The sequence below is a fragment of the Halopseudomonas sp. genome, assembly GCF_038130085.1.
Classification (GTDB): Bacteria; Pseudomonadota; Gammaproteobacteria; order Pseudomonadales; family Pseudomonadaceae; genus Halopseudomonas.
On record NZ_JAYPMU010000014.1, the window covers coordinates 27,206 to 43,484 of the forward strand.

The 16,279-nt window shown below is 63.0% G+C and carries 18 protein-coding genes; 11 read left to right on the top strand and 7 right to left on the bottom strand.

Going from position 1 to position 16,279, the window contains the following annotated elements; genetic code table 11:
• Positions 1–49 precede the first annotated feature (49 nt).
• Complete coding sequence (locus tag AAFM31_RS11785) at positions 50–700, top strand: TetR/AcrR family transcriptional regulator (RefSeq protein WP_341708134.1); 651 nt, start codon at positions 50–52, stop codon at positions 698–700.
• Here AAFM31_RS11785 and AAFM31_RS11790 read toward each other — a convergent pair.
• Genes AAFM31_RS11790 through AAFM31_RS11805 form a run of 4 tightly spaced genes read right to left on the bottom strand, consistent with a single transcriptional unit; the run spans position 676 to position 5,142 of the window.
• Positions 676–1,692 (bottom strand): hydrolase, encoded by a 1,017-nt coding sequence (locus AAFM31_RS11790; RefSeq protein WP_341708135.1) that lies wholly within the window; start codon positions 1,690–1,692, stop codon positions 676–678. The genes AAFM31_RS11785 and AAFM31_RS11790 overlap by 25 nt on opposite strands.
• Positions 1,674–2,255 carry a 16S rRNA (guanine(966)-N(2))-methyltransferase RsmD gene (gene rsmD / locus AAFM31_RS11795; RefSeq protein WP_341708136.1) on the bottom strand — a complete coding sequence of 194 codons (582 nt, stop codon included), beginning with the start codon at positions 2,253–2,255 and terminating at the stop codon, positions 1,674–1,676. Before rsmD ends, AAFM31_RS11790 begins: the two co-directional genes overlap by 19 nt.
• Entirely contained in the window at positions 2,252–3,796 is a 1,545-nt protein-coding gene (locus AAFM31_RS11800) for a pitrilysin family protein (RefSeq protein WP_341708137.1), read from the bottom strand. Before AAFM31_RS11800 ends, rsmD begins: the two co-directional genes overlap by 4 nt.
• A complete protein-coding gene (locus tag AAFM31_RS11805; RefSeq protein ID WP_341708138.1) occupies positions 3,793–5,142 on the bottom strand; it encodes a pitrilysin family protein in 1,350 nt (449 codons plus the stop codon). The genes AAFM31_RS11800 and AAFM31_RS11805 overlap by 4 nt, the downstream gene beginning before the upstream one ends.
• Positions 5,143–5,302: 160 nt before the next feature.
• Here AAFM31_RS11805 and ftsY point away from each other — a divergent pair, with 160 nt between their 5' ends.
• From ftsY to AAFM31_RS11830, 5 genes are all read left to right on the top strand, one after another.
• The gene (gene ftsY, locus AAFM31_RS11810) at positions 5,303–6,496 is read left to right on the top strand and encodes a signal recognition particle-docking protein FtsY (protein WP_341708139.1); all 1,194 of its coding nucleotides are present in this window, start codon (positions 5,303–5,305) and stop codon (positions 6,494–6,496) included.
• Positions 6,497–7,162 (top strand): cell division ATP-binding protein FtsE, encoded by a 666-nt coding sequence (ftsE, locus tag AAFM31_RS11815; RefSeq protein ID WP_341708140.1) that lies wholly within the window; start codon positions 6,497–6,499, stop codon positions 7,160–7,162.
• The gene (gene ftsX / locus AAFM31_RS11820; RefSeq protein ID WP_341708141.1) at positions 7,162–8,157 is read left to right on the top strand and encodes a permease-like cell division protein FtsX; all 996 of its coding nucleotides are present in this window, start codon (positions 7,162–7,164) and stop codon (positions 8,155–8,157) included. The genes ftsE and ftsX overlap by 1 nt, the downstream gene beginning before the upstream one ends.
• A gap of 121 nt (positions 8,158–8,278) precedes the next feature.
• Positions 8,279–9,142: an RNA polymerase sigma factor RpoH gene (rpoH, locus tag AAFM31_RS11825; RefSeq protein ID WP_341708142.1), complete on the top strand. Its 864-nt coding sequence runs from the start codon at positions 8,279–8,281 to the stop codon at positions 9,140–9,142.
• A gap of 84 nt (positions 9,143–9,226) precedes the next feature.
• On the top strand, positions 9,227–9,838 hold the full coding sequence (locus AAFM31_RS11830) for a hypothetical protein (RefSeq protein WP_341708143.1): 612 nt from the start codon (positions 9,227–9,229) through the stop codon (positions 9,836–9,838).
• Positions 9,839–9,848: 10 nt separating this feature from the next.
• Here AAFM31_RS11830 and mtgA read toward each other — a convergent pair whose 3' ends face one another.
• Entirely contained in the window at positions 9,849–10,601 is a 753-nt protein-coding gene (gene mtgA, locus AAFM31_RS11835; protein WP_341708144.1) for a monofunctional biosynthetic peptidoglycan transglycosylase, read from the bottom strand.
• Between the two features lie 133 nt (positions 10,602–10,734).
• On the opposite strand from mtgA, the gene AAFM31_RS11840 reads away from it, so the two are divergent.
• The 4 genes from AAFM31_RS11840 to trmB all read left to right on the top strand — a co-directional run bounded on the left by AAFM31_RS11840 (position 10,735) and on the right by trmB (position 13,037).
• Positions 10,735–11,109: a DUF423 domain-containing protein gene (locus AAFM31_RS11840; RefSeq protein ID WP_341708145.1), complete on the top strand. Its 375-nt coding sequence runs from the start codon at positions 10,735–10,737 to the stop codon at positions 11,107–11,109.
• Positions 11,110–11,221: 112 nt separating this feature from the next.
• Positions 11,222–11,422 carry a sulfur carrier protein ThiS gene (thiS, locus tag AAFM31_RS11845; RefSeq protein WP_341708146.1) on the top strand — a complete coding sequence of 67 codons (201 nt, stop codon included), beginning with the start codon at positions 11,222–11,224 and terminating at the stop codon, positions 11,420–11,422.
• 25 nt (positions 11,423–11,447) lie between these two features.
• Positions 11,448–12,239 (top strand): thiazole synthase, encoded by a 792-nt coding sequence (locus AAFM31_RS11850; protein WP_285677793.1) that lies wholly within the window; start codon positions 11,448–11,450, stop codon positions 12,237–12,239.
• A gap of 66 nt (positions 12,240–12,305) precedes the next feature.
• Entirely contained in the window at positions 12,306–13,037 is a 732-nt protein-coding gene (trmB, locus tag AAFM31_RS11855; RefSeq protein ID WP_341708147.1) for a tRNA (guanosine(46)-N7)-methyltransferase TrmB, read from the top strand.
• A 60-nt stretch (positions 13,038–13,097) separates the two neighbouring features.
• Here the strand turns inward: trmB and AAFM31_RS11860 are convergent, their stop codons facing one another.
• Complete coding sequence (locus tag AAFM31_RS11860) at positions 13,098–14,417, bottom strand: substrate-binding domain-containing protein (RefSeq protein ID WP_341708148.1); 1,320 nt, start codon at positions 14,415–14,417, stop codon at positions 13,098–13,100.
• 269 nt (positions 14,418–14,686) lie between these two features.
• Between AAFM31_RS11860 and AAFM31_RS11865 the strand changes: the two genes are divergently transcribed.
• Positions 14,687–15,856 (top strand): GGDEF domain-containing protein, encoded by a 1,170-nt coding sequence (locus AAFM31_RS11865; protein ID WP_341708149.1) that lies wholly within the window; start codon positions 14,687–14,689, stop codon positions 15,854–15,856.
• Here AAFM31_RS11865 and AAFM31_RS11870 read toward each other — a convergent pair.
• Positions 15,853–16,029 carry a hypothetical protein gene (locus tag AAFM31_RS11870; RefSeq protein ID WP_341708150.1) on the bottom strand — a complete coding sequence of 59 codons (177 nt, stop codon included), beginning with the start codon at positions 16,027–16,029 and terminating at the stop codon, positions 15,853–15,855. The genes AAFM31_RS11865 and AAFM31_RS11870 overlap by 4 nt on opposite strands.
• Between the last annotated feature and the right edge of the window lie 250 nt (positions 16,030–16,279).

A 16,279-nucleotide genomic window follows, 5' to 3' on the forward strand; every position in this document is an offset into this window, starting at 1 on the left:
TAATTGCTCTAAAGTGTCAAACAATCGATGGTAAAGCCGACCGACAACCATGAAGACCCGCGACCGCATCCTTGAAGCCAGCCTGCAAATGTTCAACGAGCAGGGTGAGCGCGCCGTGACCACCAACCACATCGCCGCGCGCCTGGGCATTTCGCCGGGCAACCTGTATTACCACTTCCGCAACAAGCAGCAGATCATTGCCGAGCTGTTCGAGCGCTACGAGGCTGAGCTGGAAGAGAGCCTGGCGCTGCCGGGCGGGCGAGGGCTCGATCTGGATGACAAGGCGCGCTATGTCGAGAGTCTGAGCGAGTCGCTGTGGCGCTACCGCTTTGTGCAGCGGGATCTGGAGCATCTGCTGGCCAGTGATGCGCAGGTGGCCGAGCGCTACCGGCAGTTCTCGCGGCGGGCGCTGCGGGCGGTGGAGGGGATCTTTCAGGGCACCATCGACGCCGGCATCCTTGATGCGCGCTACGCCAACGCTCAGGTACTGGCGCTCAACAGTTGGCTGCTGATGAACAGCTGGACCAACTTCCTCTGCACCACCGTCCTCACTGACCCGCAGGCCCAGTTGACCCCGCAGATGCAGCGTCGGGCGGTGTATCAGGTGCTGGCGCAGGAGCTGGGGCTGCTGAGTGAGGCAGCCCGGCCCCGGGTTGAAGCGATGCTGCGCGAGTATTACACCGAGCTGCCGGAAGACTGAAGCTGCTGTTGCAGCCAAGCAGGGATGCGCTGCTCCAGGTAGTAGCGCGGTCGCCACGGTGAGCCCTCGATAAAGCCGACGTGACCACCGCCCTGATGCAGCTCGAACTCGGTGCGTGGCCCCAGTTCGCTCAGCTGCGGCAGGCTGTGCGGGTAGACGAAGGGGTCGTTGGCGGCCTGAATCAGCAGGCAGGGCACCTGAATGGCGCCCAGGAAGTAGCGACTGCTGCAGCGCCGGTAGTAGTCCTCGGCACTGGCAAAGCCATGCAGCGGCGCGGTGACTCGACCGTCGAAATCCCAGAAGGTATCCATCCCGTCGAGTGAGCCCAGCGCATCCAGCCGCGCGTGCTCGCTGTGCCAGCCCTGGTGGCTGAACAGCCGCTTCTTGTTGCTGACGTAGGCCAGCATGTCGCGCATGAAGCGGCTCTGGTACACGCGGGAAAAGCCGACGCTGATGCGATCGGCGCACTCATCCAGGCGGAACGGTACCGACACCGCGACGGCGGCGTGCAGCGGACATTCATGCGCGCACTCACCCAGATACTTCAGCAGCACGTTGCCGCCGAGCGAGAAGCCGGCAGCGGCGAGGGTGCGGCCGGGATAGCGCAACAGCAGGTGATTGACCACCTCGGCCAGATCGTCGCTGGCACCGGAATGGTAGGCACGCGCGCTATGGTTGGGCTCGCCCGAGCAGCCGCGCCAGTTGACGGCCACGCTGCGCCAGCCGAGTGCCGCCAATTGCTGTTGCTGACCAAGGATATATAGCGAGCTGGAGCTGCCGGTCAGCCCGTGCAGCAGAATCACACAGGGTTGCTTGGGGTGATCCGGGCCGAACCAGTCGAGATCGAGAAAGTCGCCGTCGGCCAGCGTCAGCCGTTCTCGCTCACGCTCTAGCTGCGGTGGGCGTCGCAGCAATGGACTGAACAGGGTTTGCAAATGGCCGCCGGGCAGCCAGTGCGACGGCCGAAAACCGCTCACGCGTGTCGTTGCCACAGACTGTACCAGACCTGACCCGCGCGTTTCTCGCGGTGCAGCTGCCAGTTACCGGGCAGTGCCAGCTGGCTGGGCGGCTGTTCGCTTTCGATATAGATCTGCGCGTCGTCGGCCAGCCATTGGTTGGACTCCAGCGAGGCGCAGGCCGGCTCCAGCAAGCCCTGATGGAACGGTGGATCGAGAAACACAAGGTCAAAGCGCCGCGGCGGTGTGCCGGCCAGCAGGGACAGGCCGTCTTGCTGGATGACCTCGGCGCGGTCGCAGTTCAGCGTTTGCAGGTGACCGCGCAGGGTTTGCACGACGTCACGGCTGAGGTCGCCGGCCAGCGCGCTGGCCGCGCCGCGCGACAGCGCCTCCAGCGTCAATGCGCCACTGCCGGTGAACGGGTCAAGGCAATGGGCGCCGGGTACGTCGCTGCTTAGCCAGTTGAACAGGGTTTCGCGTACCCGATCCGGGGTCGGACGCAGGCCCGGCTGTTCGGTAAAGGTGAAGCGGCGGCTGCGCCACTCGCCAGCGATGATACGCAGCTGGCTGACTCTGGCCTTGGCCTGGTTGGACTTCATGCACTGGGCTCCTGCTCTGCCGCCGCGTTCGGCTGGTCGGCATTGTCTTCGGGTTCTGCTGGCGGTTGCGGCGGCCCCACGGTTATCACCACGCGCTCGCTGGCGGGCAGGTGGCGGGCAAAGGCAGCGCGGATGTCGTCTACCGTCAATGCCTGCACGCGGTCGAGGAACAGCTGCATGTAGTTGAGCGGCAGATGATAAAAGCCGATTGACGCCAATTGCGAGACGATCGCCGAATTACTTGCGGTGCTGAGCGGGAATTCGCCGAGCAGTTGCTGCTTGGCGCGGCTCAGCTCGGCCTCTGTAGGGCCCTCGCTGATAAAACGGTCGAGGGTCTGGTTGACCACCTCCAGCGCCTGTTCGGCTTGATCGCTGCGGGTCTGCAGCGAAATCACGAACGGGCCGGGTGCCTGCATCGCGCTGAAGTTGCTGCTGACACTGTAGGACAGCCCGCGCTTCTCGCGTACCTCTTCCACCAGCCGCGAGCCAAAGCCGCTGCCACCCAGGATCTGGTTGCCGAGATACAGCGCGGCGTAGTCCGGATCATCCTTGCTCATGCCCTGTTGGGCGACCAGAACGTGGGTCTGGCTGCTGGCAAAGTCGATGTGCTGCGTCGTGGCTTGGATTTTTTCTGCTGGCGGTGTCGGCTCGGCGGCAGGCCCTTGCGGCATGGCATCGGCCAGATGCTGGGCCAGTTGCTCGGCGCGGGCACGGTCGATGTCACCGACCAGCGCGATGACCGCGTTGCCGGCGCTGTAGTAGGTTTGCTGGAAGCGCTGCAGATCGTCGCGAGTGATCGCGCGCAGACTGTCTTCAGTGCCATCCGGCGGAATGCCGTAGGGGTGGCCCGGATACAGCGTGCTCCACAGCGCTTCGCTGGCCTGGGCGCCGGGGCGCTGGCGGGCGTAGCGCAGGCCAGCAAGCAGTTGCTCGCGGATACGCTCGAGCGAGTTGGCCGGAAAGCTCGGCTTGGCCAGAATCTGCGCGAACAGCGACAGCGCCGGTTCCAGCTTGTCGGCGGCGGTCAGGGTGCGCAGGCTGATCAGGCCCATGTCGCGGTGCGAACTGTTGCTGAACTGGGCGCCCAGGCGCTCGAAACCGGCGGCAATGTCACCAGCATCCAGGCTGCCGGTGCCCTCGTTGAGCATGGCGTTGGTGAACATTGCCAGCCCGGGCTGGTCGCCGTCGCGGCTGGCGCCTGCGGCGTAGAGCAGCTGGATATCGAGCATCGGCAGCTCGCCGGCGTGCATGAAGTAGACCGCGGTGCCCTGGCGGGTCTGCCAGTGCTGCAGGTCCAGCCCGCGGCGCGCAGGCGGGGTGTCCAGATCCAGTTCTTGCAGGGAACTGAGTGCCGGCAGCGGCGAGCCGAATACTTCAGCAGCGGTGTCCGCCGGGGCGTCGGTGGGTGCCTCGGCAAGGGTCGGTACGTCAGACGGCGGGGCGGTTTCAGGCGAGCGCTCCAGCAGCAGAAACAGCATTACGCCGAGGGCAGCTAGGGCGATCAGCCAGCGCAGGACGGAAAAGGGTTTGCGTTGGCTCATGGCTGCTGCTCCTCGCGGGCATGTGGCAGGTTGTAGCTGCGGGTCATGCGCTCGCGTACCAGATAACGGCGGGCGACCTCGCTGATCTGCTCCGGGGTCACGGCCTGCAGGGCCTCGATATCGTTGTCGACCATCTCCCACGGCAGGCCAACGGTAGCCAGCTCACCGATGCGGTTGGCCTGCTGCATGATGTTGTCCTGGGCGTAGACCAGTCCGGCGACTACCTGGGCCTGCACGCGGGCCAGCTCCTCGGTGCTTGGCGGGGTCTGCTTGATCGCGTCGATCTCTTTCCAGATTGCCGCTTCCAGCTGCGGCAGATCGACCTTACGTGCTTCGTTGGGGATGCCGCTGAAGACGAACAGGCTGTCACCGCGGGTAAAGGCGTCGTAACCGGTGCCCACCGAGGTGGCGATGGCGTCGCCGCGCTCCAGGTGGCTTGGCAGGCGGGCGCTATAGCCGCCATCCAGCACCGCATCCAGCAGGCGCAGGGCGTGGGCCTCCCAGGGTTCGCTGACGGTATTGAGCGACGGTACGTTGAAACCGAGCAGCAGGCTTGGCAGTTGCAGGTCCAGATGCTGGGTCATGCTGCGCTCGCCAACGGCGGGTAACTCCAGCGGCTTGCGCACCACTGGCAGGTCGCCCGCCGGCACCGCGCCGAAGTAGCGCTCGACCAGCGGTTTGACCGTTTCCGGGTAGACGTCACCGACGATCACCAGCGTGGCATTGCCCGGCACGTAGTGGCTTTTGTACCAGGCGCGCAGGTCGTTGATCTGCATGCGGTCGAGGTCGTGCATCCAGCCGATCACCGGCTGGGCATAGGGGCTGGCGGTATAGGCCTGGGCCAGGAAGCGCTCGTAGGCCAGGCCGTTCGGGTTGTCTTCGACGCGCATGCGGCGTTCTTCCTTGATGACCTCAATTTCCTTCAGGAACTCGTCTTCGGGTAGGGTCAGCAGGTGCATGCGCTCGGCTTCCATCTCCAGCGCGACCGGTAACTGATCACGGCTGAGCATCTGGTAGTAGGCGGTGTAGTCGCGGCTGGTCATGGCGTTTTCGCTGGCACCCAGGCTGCTCAGTAGGCGTGAGGCCTGACCGGGTTCGAGGTGCTCGCTGCCCTTGAACATCATATGTTCCAGCGCATGGGACAAACCGGTCTGCCCCGGTGGCTCGTCGACCCCGCCGACCTTGTACCAGACCTGCGATACCACTACTGGCGCGCGATGATCCTCGCGGATGATGACGTTCAGGCCGTTGTCGAGAGTGTAGCTGTGGGTGGGTTGTCGGCTTTCGGCCATGGCCGTCGGCGCGAGCAGCGGAAGCAGTAGCAGGAGAGTACGCAAGCGCAACATGCAGGTGTCCTGTTTTACAGCGCGGTAATCGTAAGACCTTGCAGGCAGACCGGCGTGCCGCCTGCCGCTGAGTCATACCGCCGTTGGCGGAAGTGGGGTAGGATAACCCAACCTTCAATATGGCGAAGCATTCGCCGTCGAACTCAGATAGTGACTCTTCATGTTTGGTTCCAAAGACAAACCGCAAAACCCCGATGCCGAGAACGCCGCCAAGCCCGAAAAGAAAGGCTTGTTCGGCTGGGCACGCCGCCGGGAAGAGCCGGCGCAGAATGAGCCGCAGGCCGATGCACCGGCGCCGCTCAGTGGTGACCTGAATACCGTAGAGGGTCGCGAAGCGGCGGCCCGTGAAGCGGCTGAATCGCTGTTTTCCGAGCTGGGCCAGAAGGCACCCGCCGCCGAAACGCCGGAGCCCGTGGCCGAGCCGGAAGCCAAGGGCTTCTTCGCCCGCATGCGCCAGGGCTTGTCCAAGACCAGCGTCAATCTGGGCGAGGGCATGGCCAACCTGTTCCTCGGCGAAAAGGAAATTGACGACGAACTGCTCGAGGACATGGAAACCCGGCTGCTGATGGCTGACGTCGGCATCGAAGCCACCACCATGATCATGGAAACCCTGCAGCAGCGGGTGACCCGCCGCCAGGTGTCCAGCCGCAAGGCGCTCTACCGCGCGCTGCAGGATGAGCTGGAAGCGCTGCTGGCGCACGTCGCCAAGCCGCTGGGAATCGACAGCAGCAAGAAGCCTTATGTGATTCTGGTGGTCGGCGTGAACGGCGTCGGCAAGACCACCACTATCGGCAAGCTGGCCAAGCGGCTGCAGAGCGAAGGCAAGCAGGTAATGCTGGCTGCCGGTGATACCTTCCGCGCCGCTGCGGTTGAGCAGCTGCAGGTCTGGGGCGAGCGCAATCAGATTGGCGTGATTGCCCAGCACACCGGTGCCGATTCCGCTTCGGTGATCTTTGATGGCCTGCAGGCCGCCAAGGCCCGTGGTGCCGACGTGCTGATTGCCGACACCGCCGGTCGTCTGCACAACAAGGATCACCTGATGGACGAACTGGCCAAGGTCAAGCGGGTAATGGCCAAGCTGGATGCCGACGCGCCGCACGAGGTAATGCTGGTGCTTGACGCCGGTACCGGCCAGAACGCGATTTCCCAGACCAAGCTATTCGATCAGGCGGTCGGCCTGACCGGTCTGACCCTGACCAAACTTGATGGCACCGCCAAGGGTGGAGTGATCTTCGCCCTGGCCAAGCAGTTCGGTCTGCCGATCCGCTTTATCGGTGTGGGCGAGCAGATCGATGACCTGCGCCCCTTCACCGCACCGGATTTTGTTGCTGCGCTGTTTGGACAAAAGCAATAAATGATTCGCTTCGAGCAGGTAAGCAAGCGCTACCCCAACGGACATCAGGGGCTGGATAAACTCAGCTTCCATATTCGTACCGGCGAGATGGTGTTCATTACCGGCCACTCCGGTGCGGGTAAAAGCACTCTGCTCAAGCTGATCATGTGTATGGAGCGCCCGACCAGTGGCGCCGTGCATGTCGGTGGTCAGAACCTGCGTGATCTGGGCAGCGACGACATTCCCTACCTGCGTCGGCAGATCGGCGTGGTGTTCCAGAATCACCAGTTGCTGTTCGACCGCACGGTGTTCGACAACGTTGCCCTGCCGTTGATCATCAATGGCACCCCGGCTGACGAGGTGGGGCGCCGGGTGCGCGCAGCGCTCGACAAGGTCGGCTTGCTGAGCAAGGAAAACAGCTACCCGATAGCCCTCTCAGGCGGCGAGCAGCAACGGGTCGGCATCGCCCGCGCGGTGGTGCACAAGCCCGCGCTGCTGCTGGCGGACGAGCCGACCGGCAACCTCGATCCCGAGCTGTCGGCGGAAATCATGGCGCTATTTGAAGACTTCAACCGGGTTGGCGTGACCGTCATCATCGCCAGCCACGACCTGCCGCTGATCGCCCGTCTGCATCACCGTACCCTGACCCTGGATCAGGGCAGCCTGCTGGCCGATGGAGAGTCCTGATGAGCGCCAAGCAACCCCAACCAGGCCGTCGCAAGGCACCTAGCGGCGCGGCGCGCTCCGAGCGCGACTGGCGTCATCCGCTGCGCAGCTGGTTCGGCAGTCACCGTGACAGTGCCCGTCAGGCGCTGGTACGGGTGCGGCATTACCCGTTCAGCAGTGCCATGACCGTCTTGGTGATGACCATCGCGCTGGCGCTGCCGATGGGCCTGTCGGTGCTGATCGGCCAAGTCAAACAACTGGGAGTGAACTGGCAGGAAGCGGCGCAGATCTCCGTGTATCTGGCCGATGACGTCAGCGCGGAGAAGGAGCAAAGCCTGACCGAACAGGTACGCCAGCTGGCGGGTGTGGCGCAGGCGCAGTTACTCGACAAGGATCTGGCGCTGGCCGAGTTCCAGCAGCACGCCGGCATGGGCGACGCCCTGCTGCAGCTCGACTACAACCCGCTGCCGAGCGTGATTGTGGTCACCCCGCTGAGTATCGACGGCGGTGCCGCAGCGCTGGAGCCGCTGCGTGATCGTCTGGTCGCCATTGACGGTGTTGAGCAGGTGCAGATCGATTTGCTCTGGGTCGAACGGTTGGCGGCGATTCTGGCAATGTTCGAACGTTTTGCCGGCGGCCTTGGTGTGCTGCTGATCATCGCCCTGCTGCTGGTCATGGCCAACACCATCCGGCTGGCCATCGAGAGCCGCCGCGAAGAAATTCTGGTGATCAAGCTGGTTGGCGGCACCGACGCCTTCGTCCGTCGCCCGTTCCTGTATATCGGCGTGCTCTACGGCCTGCTCGCCGGGGTGCTGGCCTGGGTACTGCTGGCGCTGGGTCTGGCCTGGCTGAACGTCACCGTCGAGCGCGTGGCGTCGCTGTATCAGAGCGACTTCGCCCTGTTCGGCATGCCCTTTACCGATGGCGTGGCGCTGGTATTCGGTTCCATGGTGCTCGGCCTGGCTGGCGCCTGGTTGGCGGTTGGGCAGCATGTGCGGGCGATCGAGCCTCAGTGAATGCGGGCCGGCGGCCGATCAGCGGTGCATTCGTCGCTTGGCTCCGGCTGAACTTTAGGTTACGTTCACAGTCCTATTTTGCGGTGATACACTCAGCCGTCTTTTTTTGGGGAGTTCGAACATGAGCACTGCGTTGCAGCCTGTTCATACCTTGGCTCCGGGAGCCAATCTCGAAGCCTACATTCAAAGCGTCAGCGCCATTCCGATTCTCAGCGCAGAAGAGGAGCGGGTGCTGGCTGATCGCCTGTACTATCACGAAGACTTGGAAGCTGCGCGTCAGCTTGTCATGTCTCATCTGCGTTTTGTCGTGCACATCGCCCGCAGCTATTCCGGTTACGGTCTGGCTCAGGCCGATCTGGTGCAGGAAGGCAACGTTGGCCTGATGAAGGCGGTCAAGCGTTTCAACCCGGAGATGGGCGTGCGCCTGGTCTCCTTCGCGGTGCACTGGATTCGCGCCGAGATCCACGAGTTCATCCTGCGTAACTGGCGTATCGTCAAGGTCGCAACCACCAAGGCCCAGCGCAAACTGTTCTTCAACCTGCGTAGCGCCAAGAAGAAACTGGCCTGGCTGTCGCAGAATGAAGTGGAAGCGGTCGCGGCCGATCTGGGTGTTGCCGAGCGTGAAGTGCGCGAGATGGAAAGCCGTTTGTACGGCCAGGATCTGGGCTTCGATGGCGCGCAGGACGAAGATGATGATGCTGCCTATGCACCGGTGCATTATCTGGAAGACAAGCGCTATGACCCGGCGACCCAGCTGGAGTCCGCTGACTGGTCCGACAGCGCCAGCACCAGCCTGCTGACCGGCCTGGATGCGCTGGATGAGCGCAGCCGCGATATTCTTTACCAGCGTTGGCTGGCTGAAGAGAAAGCCACGCTGCACGAGTTGGCGGCCAAGTATCAGGTCTCTGCCGAGCGTATTCGCCAGCTGGAAAAGAACGCGATGAACAAGTTGAAGAAGAACCTCGAGTCAGAGGTTGAAGTCTGAGGCTTGCAGCATTGACCGAAAAGGGGCATCCGCAGGATGCCCTTTTTGTTTGTCCGACATAAACATAAAACCAAGGAGTAACGCATGACGCGCCGTCAGGGTGTGCGATTGGCCACACTGTTCACCGTGGTGATTCTCGCCTTCTATGCATTCGGTTACTGGCAGTCACGGCCGGAAGCGCCCGAGCCAATGCAGTGGCTGGAGCGCTATCAGGCCAATCTGCTGACCCCGCTGCATGAGCAACAACTGACCCTCGGCGACGCCAGTGATGCGTTGGGTCACGGCACCCTGTGGATGATCAGCTCTGAAGGCCAGCCGCTGCTGGTCAGCCGTTACACCATGGAAAGCGATGACCTGAGCTGGCGTGTGCAGGCGGTGATCGGCCTGACTCAGGAGCAGACCGAAAGCCTGGTCCAGGCCCAGGCCTGGCAGCCGGACCTGCCCGATCAGCCGATCAACTCGGCAGTCGGTGATGCCCTGAAAGACCGTAAGGTCGTGCGCCTGAGTCTGATTCCGAACGAGCCGATGTCACTGGCGCAGGTGCAGGGTACCTTTGGCAACCCGGATCTGCGTCTGCCGGTCAGCGAAGGGGAGGCTTGGGTCTACCCGAAAGTGGGCGTGGTTGTCGCCGTTGGTGAAGAGCAGGCGCATTCGATCATGTTCGGTTTGCGCGAGGAGTTGCCGGCGGAGCAGTAATCCGCCGGTCTTACATATCCAGCCGATTACGCCAGTAGCGCACGGTCAGCCATTTCGGTACGGGCTTGCCGGCTTCCATCCGGTCCAGATAGTGGCGCCCGCCGAGCTGCTGGCTTTGCCGGCGAATCCAGTTGGCGCGGCGCAGTGCGTGTGGCGGCGGGCTGGCGGCGTCCCAGTTGAGCGGGCTGGGCAGCACGGCAGCCAGCTGCGCGGCCTGCTGGGTAGAGAGATAGCTGGCGCCGGTGCCGAAGTGATGGCGTGAGGCGGCTTCCACGCCGTACACGCCCTGGTCCCACTCGGCGACGTTCAGATACATCTCAAGAATCCGCTGCTTGGGCCAGAGCAGCTCGATACCGGCGGTAAACCAGACTTCCAGCCCCTTGCGCAGATAGCTGCGGCCAGACCAGAGGAACATGTTCTTCGCCACCTGCTGGCTGATGGTGCTGGCGCCGCGCAGAGTGCCGCCCTGCATGTTATGTTCGACGGCGGCACGAATGGCCTGCAGGTCAAAGCCGTAGTGATCGGCAAAGCGCTGGTCTTCGGCGGCGATCACCGCCATCTTCATGCTGTCGGGGATCTGCTCGTACGGGCGCCACTGGTATTCGCGGCGGTAGTCGGCGTTGTCACGCTGGCTGATCCAGCGCTCGACCATCAGCATTGAGCCCGGTGCAGGGGCCCAGCGCAGCACCAGCACGGGCAGCAGGCTGAGCAGGGCGACGATGAGGAGCCACTTGGCGGTCTTGCGCAGAATGGTTTTGAACATGGGAATCCGGATGGCGATGTCGTCCGGAGTATAAAGCAAGAGCCGGACAATTCTAGCGACCTGCCGGCGAAGGCGTCGGTCACCGGCGCGGGCTGTGGGCGGGTCAGCATTTTCCTGTTGAAGGGGGCAACATATGGCCAAATGGCTGCTGTTACTGGCATCACTGAGTGGTTTTACCGGCGTGGCACTCGGCGCGTTCGCCGCCCACGGGCTGCGCGGTAAGCTGCCGGAGAACCTGTTGAATGTGTTTCAAACCGGGGTGAGCTACCAGCTGTGGCACACCATGGCGCTCATCGGTGTAGCGCTGTTGCTGCTGCGCAGTCCCGACAGCACCTTGCTCAAGGCCACCGGGGTGCTGTTTGCGCTGGGCATCGTGTTGTTTTCCGGCAGCCTCTACCTGTTGACCCTCACGGGTGTAGGCAAACTCGGCATGATTACCCCGCTCGGCGGCATGCTTTGGCTGATCGCGTGGCTGTGTCTGGGCCTAGCCGTCTGGCGCACGATCTGATCCGCCGTGGTCAGCAGGTGGCAAAGGGCGTTATCATAGCGCCCTTGTCGCCGGTCAAGATCGACCGTGCTGAGCTGCCCTATCATCTCCATCCGTCGTTGCCGAGCCGCCCATGCAGATTCACTTGAACGGTGAGCCCTATCACCTCGACCAGCCGCTGACCCTGACTGAGCTGATCGCCCGTCTGGGGCTGACCGGCAAACGTCTGGCGGTCGAGCTGAATCTCGATATCGTGCCGCGCAGTCTGCACGCCGAAACCCGTCTGGCCGAGGGTGATCGGGTGGAAATCGTGCATGCCATCGGTGGCGGCTAACCCCATCCCTTCGCTGGAGAACCTGATGACTGATATGACCCAGGATGCGCTGGAAATTGCCGGCGTTCGCTACCGTTCCCGTCTGCTGGTCGGTACCGGCAAGTACAAGGACCTGGACGAGACCGGCCGCGCCATCGAAGCCTCCGGCGCCGAGATCGTGACCGTTGCCATTCGCCGCACCAACATCGGCCAGAACCCGGACGAACCCAACCTGCTGGACGTGGTATCACCGGACCGCTACACCATTTTGCCGAACACCGCTGGCTGCTACACCGCCGAAGAGGCGGTACGTACCTGCCGTCTGGCCCGTGAGCTGCTGGATGGCCACAAACTGGTCAAGCTGGAAGTGCTGGCCGACCAGAAGACCCTGTTCCCGAACGTGGTGGAAACCCTCAAGGCCGCTGAAGTGCTGATCAAGGACGGCTTCGACGTCATGGTCTACACCAGCGATGACCCGATCATCGCGCGCGAGCTGGCAGCGATGGGCTGTGTCGCGGTCATGCCGCTGGCCGGCCTGATCGGCTCCGGCATGGGCATCTGCAACCCGTGGAACCTGCGCATCATTCTGGAAGAAGCCACCGTGCCGGTGCTGGTGGATGCTGGTGTTGGCACCGCCTCCGACGCGACCATCGCGATGGAGCTGGGCTGCGCTGGTGTGCTGATGAACAGCGCTATCGCCCACGCCGACCACCCGGTGTTGATGGCCCAAGCCATGCATCACGCCGTAGTCGCCGGTCGCGCTGCCTATCTGGCTGGCCGGATGCCGCGCAAGCTGTACGCCTCGGCCTCATCGCCGCTGGACGGCACCCTGCGCTGAGCAGGCTATCCTTCTGTCAGGCGCCCTGCGGGGCGCCGTCTTATTCGAATCATTACCGAGCTGCCCATGTCCGATACTCCTGAACTGCCCGAAAGCGCAGACACCCCGAATCCCGAGAGCCCACCGCGCCGCGCCATTCGCAGCTTCGTCATGCGCGCTGGTCGCATGACCGAAGGTCAGCAGAAGGGCGTTGATCAGGGTTGGCCGCGTTTTGGTCTGACGCTGGATCAGGGCATGCTCGATCTGGACGCCCTGTTTGGCCGCAGCGCGCCGCGCACGCTGGAGATCGGCTTCGGCATGGGTCATTCGCTGCTGGAAATGGCCGCCGCTGCGCCCGAGCAGGATTTTATCGGCATCGAAGTGCACCGACCGGGTGTGGGGGCATTGCTCAACGGCCTGCTGACTAACGGTTTGAGCAATGTTCGCGTGTTTGACTGCGACGCTATCGAAGTGCTGAACCGTTGCATTCCGGATGGCAGCCTGGATCGTCTACTGCTGTTCTTCCCCGACCCGTGGCACAAGAAGAAGCACCACAAGCGCCGCATCGTCCAGCCGGCCTTTGCCGAGCAGGTGCGCCGCAAGCTGAAGATCGGTGGCGTGTTCCACATGGCAACCGATTGGGAGCACTACGCCGAACACATGCTGGAAGTCATGAACGTTGCCCCCGGCTACCGTAACCAGGCGGGTGAGGCAGGTTACGTGCCGCGCCCGGAAGAGCGCCCGGTGACCAAGTTCGAGCGCCGCGGCGAGCGTCTGGGCCACGGCGTCTGGGATCTGAAGTTCGAGCGAGTCGAATAAGTAAACGCAGAACGGCGCGTATGTGCGCGCCGTTCTGTTGTGTTGTTTGATGCGACGGGCTTAGCGCCGGACCCACACCTCAACCCGCCCGTTGCGCCGCGCACCGCTTTCCCCACCTGCCGATCCCACCGGCATGTAGTGTCCGTAACCCACGTAGCCCTGCACCCGGGTGCCCATTTCCCGCAGCGCCTTGGCGGCAGACAGCGCTCGTAGCTCCGAGATCATCTGCGCGCGCAGTTCGTGGCTCTGCTGGTCTGCAAAACCGATCAGCATCAGATCACGGCCGGTCTTGCCGGTGTCGTCGAGATACTGCTGCACGCGTTGCAGATCGCGCATGGCCTTGTTGTCGAGCTGGGTGCGGCCTTCGCCAAAGCGGAAGTTCACCGATAGCCGCTGGTAGTGCTGTGTCAGGCGTTTGAAGGTATCCGGGACGCTGGCATCCGGGGGCAGGTCGACGGCAAAGGGTGTCTGCGAGAAGAAGCCGGACTCGGCCACAATGGCCTGCCCGGCCTGGCTCTGCACGTACTCGATGAACTGCTGGGCTAGCGGCTTGCCGGTATCTGCCGCGGTATACAGATACAGCCGGCGTGCCAGTGGGTAGTCTTCGGTCGCGACTGACAGCTTGCTCGGCTTCAGCGCCGGGGCGTTGCCGTCGGCAATGGCCAGCAGTTTGCTGCTGCCCGCGGAGGCAAAGCCGGCAAAGCCGATGCCGGACGGGTCATTGCTGACGTCATTCGACAACTGGTCGTTCGACTCGTAGCGCCGCGCGCCCGGTGTCAGGCTGTAGCGCCCGGCCAGCACCAGTTCCTTGAAGGTATCCCAGGTACCGGATTGCTCATCCCGGGCGTAGATCTGAATCGCCCGATCCGGGCCGCCAACCTCTGACCAGTTGCTGATTTCACCGGCAAAGATGCGCGCGAGGGTATCGATGTTCAGCTGCTCAACCGGGTTGGATGGGTGCACCAGAATTGCCAGACCATCAATCGCAATCACGTGCTCACTGGCCGGGCTGGTCATGTCGGCGCGTGAAGCCATCTGCGCGCTTTCGCTACTCTTGACCCGGCGCGATGCCGCCCAAATGTCGGCGCGGTTGGCTGCCAGCGCGGTAAAACCGGTGCTGGAGCCGTGGGCCGCTACCAAAACGGTCATCGGTTTGCCGTTGTAGGTTGTCGAGAGAATGGTCTCGTTGGCCGTCTCGGTCGGGCGGGCGGAGACCGCGCTGCCGGTCAGCTGCTGAAGAAAGCCGGTCATCAACATGGGGGCAAGGGTGGCGCCGATGGTGTTGGAGCCGTGGATCTCCAGCGCATGAGCGCTGACCAGGCCCGGCAAAAGGACGAGCGAAAGCCACAGGTGGCGCAGGTGGTGGCGAACGGAATGCATGATGGACCTCATTCATCTGACAGCAGGGGTGCGAGGCTGCCAGAGTGCGACAGGTAGATGACATTCAGGTTACGGCAAGGTGACGCTTGGGCGTTGCGCAGCTGTTGTGTCGAGCCGATCACACTGGCCGTCAGACGTCGTGGTTGCCAAGCGGGCCATATAGCAACGGCGAAGTTGCGATTTGGTCATAACCTGCGAGACTTGTAGCACTGCAATCCTGCCGTTGGGTGCATAATCCACGGTCAGCAGACGACGCGGAATTTATAGATTTGACACCGACTTACGACCCCAAAACCCTGCTGATGTTGGCCAGTGTGCTGACCGGCGTTATGGGTTCCGTGTTGTTGTTGATGGCTCGAGCAACCACACCACGCATTCCTGGTGTCCGCTACTGGGCGGCGGGTTCGTTGCTGACGACGGTGGCAGGGGTCCTGATCACCTTGCGCGGTGTGGCGCCGGTCTGGCTGACTTACACCGTCGAGAACACCGCGGCGATGTTGGCTTACACGCTGTTCTGGATTGGCAGCGCCAAGCACTTCGGCCAGCAGCCCAAGCTCAAGGGTTGGGTTGTGCTGTTTGTGCTGGCCTGGATTGGGCAGACGTATTACACCTACGTTGAAGACAGCCTGCGCGGGCGCTACTGGAGCCTCACCGGATATGTGTTCGCTGCGAGCCTGATGCACGCCCTGGTGTTCGCGCAAGAGATTTACCGCAGCCGTGGCGCCCATGGGCAGCGTCTGCTGGGCGTTTTCTTTACCGGCTTTTGGGTCAGCTTCTCATCACTGGTGTTTGGCGCTCGCTGGCTGCATGCCATCCTTGAGCCGCAGGACGGACAGAGCATGCTCGACTCGTCCTGGCTGCAAGCGCTCTACCTCGGCACCTTCAGCTTCGGGCTGGTGATCGTGAATATCGGCTTCTTGTTGCTTGCGTCCGAGCGTATCCGTAGAAACTTCGAAGATCTGGCCATGACCGATACGCTGACCGGTGTGCGCAGCCGGCGCGCGGTGGTGGATGCAGCCAGTGACCTGTTCCAGCGCAGCAAGCGCAGCCGGGAGCCATTTGCGGTGCTGTCGATTGATCTCGACCACTTCAAGGCGATCAATGACCAGTTTGGTCATCAAATTGGTGATCGCGTACTGCAAGCGTTTTGTCGCCGCATGGAGGATGCCCTGCGCCAATCTGATGTGTTTGGCAGGCTGGGCGGCGAGGAATTCATCGTGCTGCTGCCGGCGACCACGATGGCGCAGGCAGGCGAATTGGCTAACCGGCTCCTGCTGGCCGCGGTGACCAGCGAGCCGGACTTGCCCGGCGTCACCGTCAGCATCGGCTATACCGACTGGCGGGTGGCCGATGCCTCTGTAGATGACATTTTCAATCGCGCGGACCGTGCCCTGTATGCCGCCAAGTCCGCGGGGCGCAATCGGGCCATGCACTGCTAAAAGAGGTTGCGCAGGTCATGCTTGACCACCGCGTCTACCACCACAGTGGTCGCCTTGCCGAGCAGGCCGCGGCCGTTCATGTGTTCCGCCAGCATCTTCGAGAACGCCGGTATCGCGTCCGCCGGCAGGTGGGTGGCGGTGTCCCACAGGCCGCGCCGATCAGCTCCGGACAATGCTGAGAGCGATAGCGCCCGACCTCCAGTACGGTCGCCACCTTCGGTGCTTTGTTGTTCACCGTGAGTGGTTAGAGCACTTCAGGGTCACTGGTAGCCCTGGCGCGGCCGGCGATAGAGAGCACCGTACTGCTGTCGGGCTGGATCCCTAGGTTCATGAGGTTTCTGCTACCTGCCATCCACCCCGCCAATACCCACACATACGCCTCGGTAACTCAACTGGTTACCGTGACTGACCGGTTCTACACTG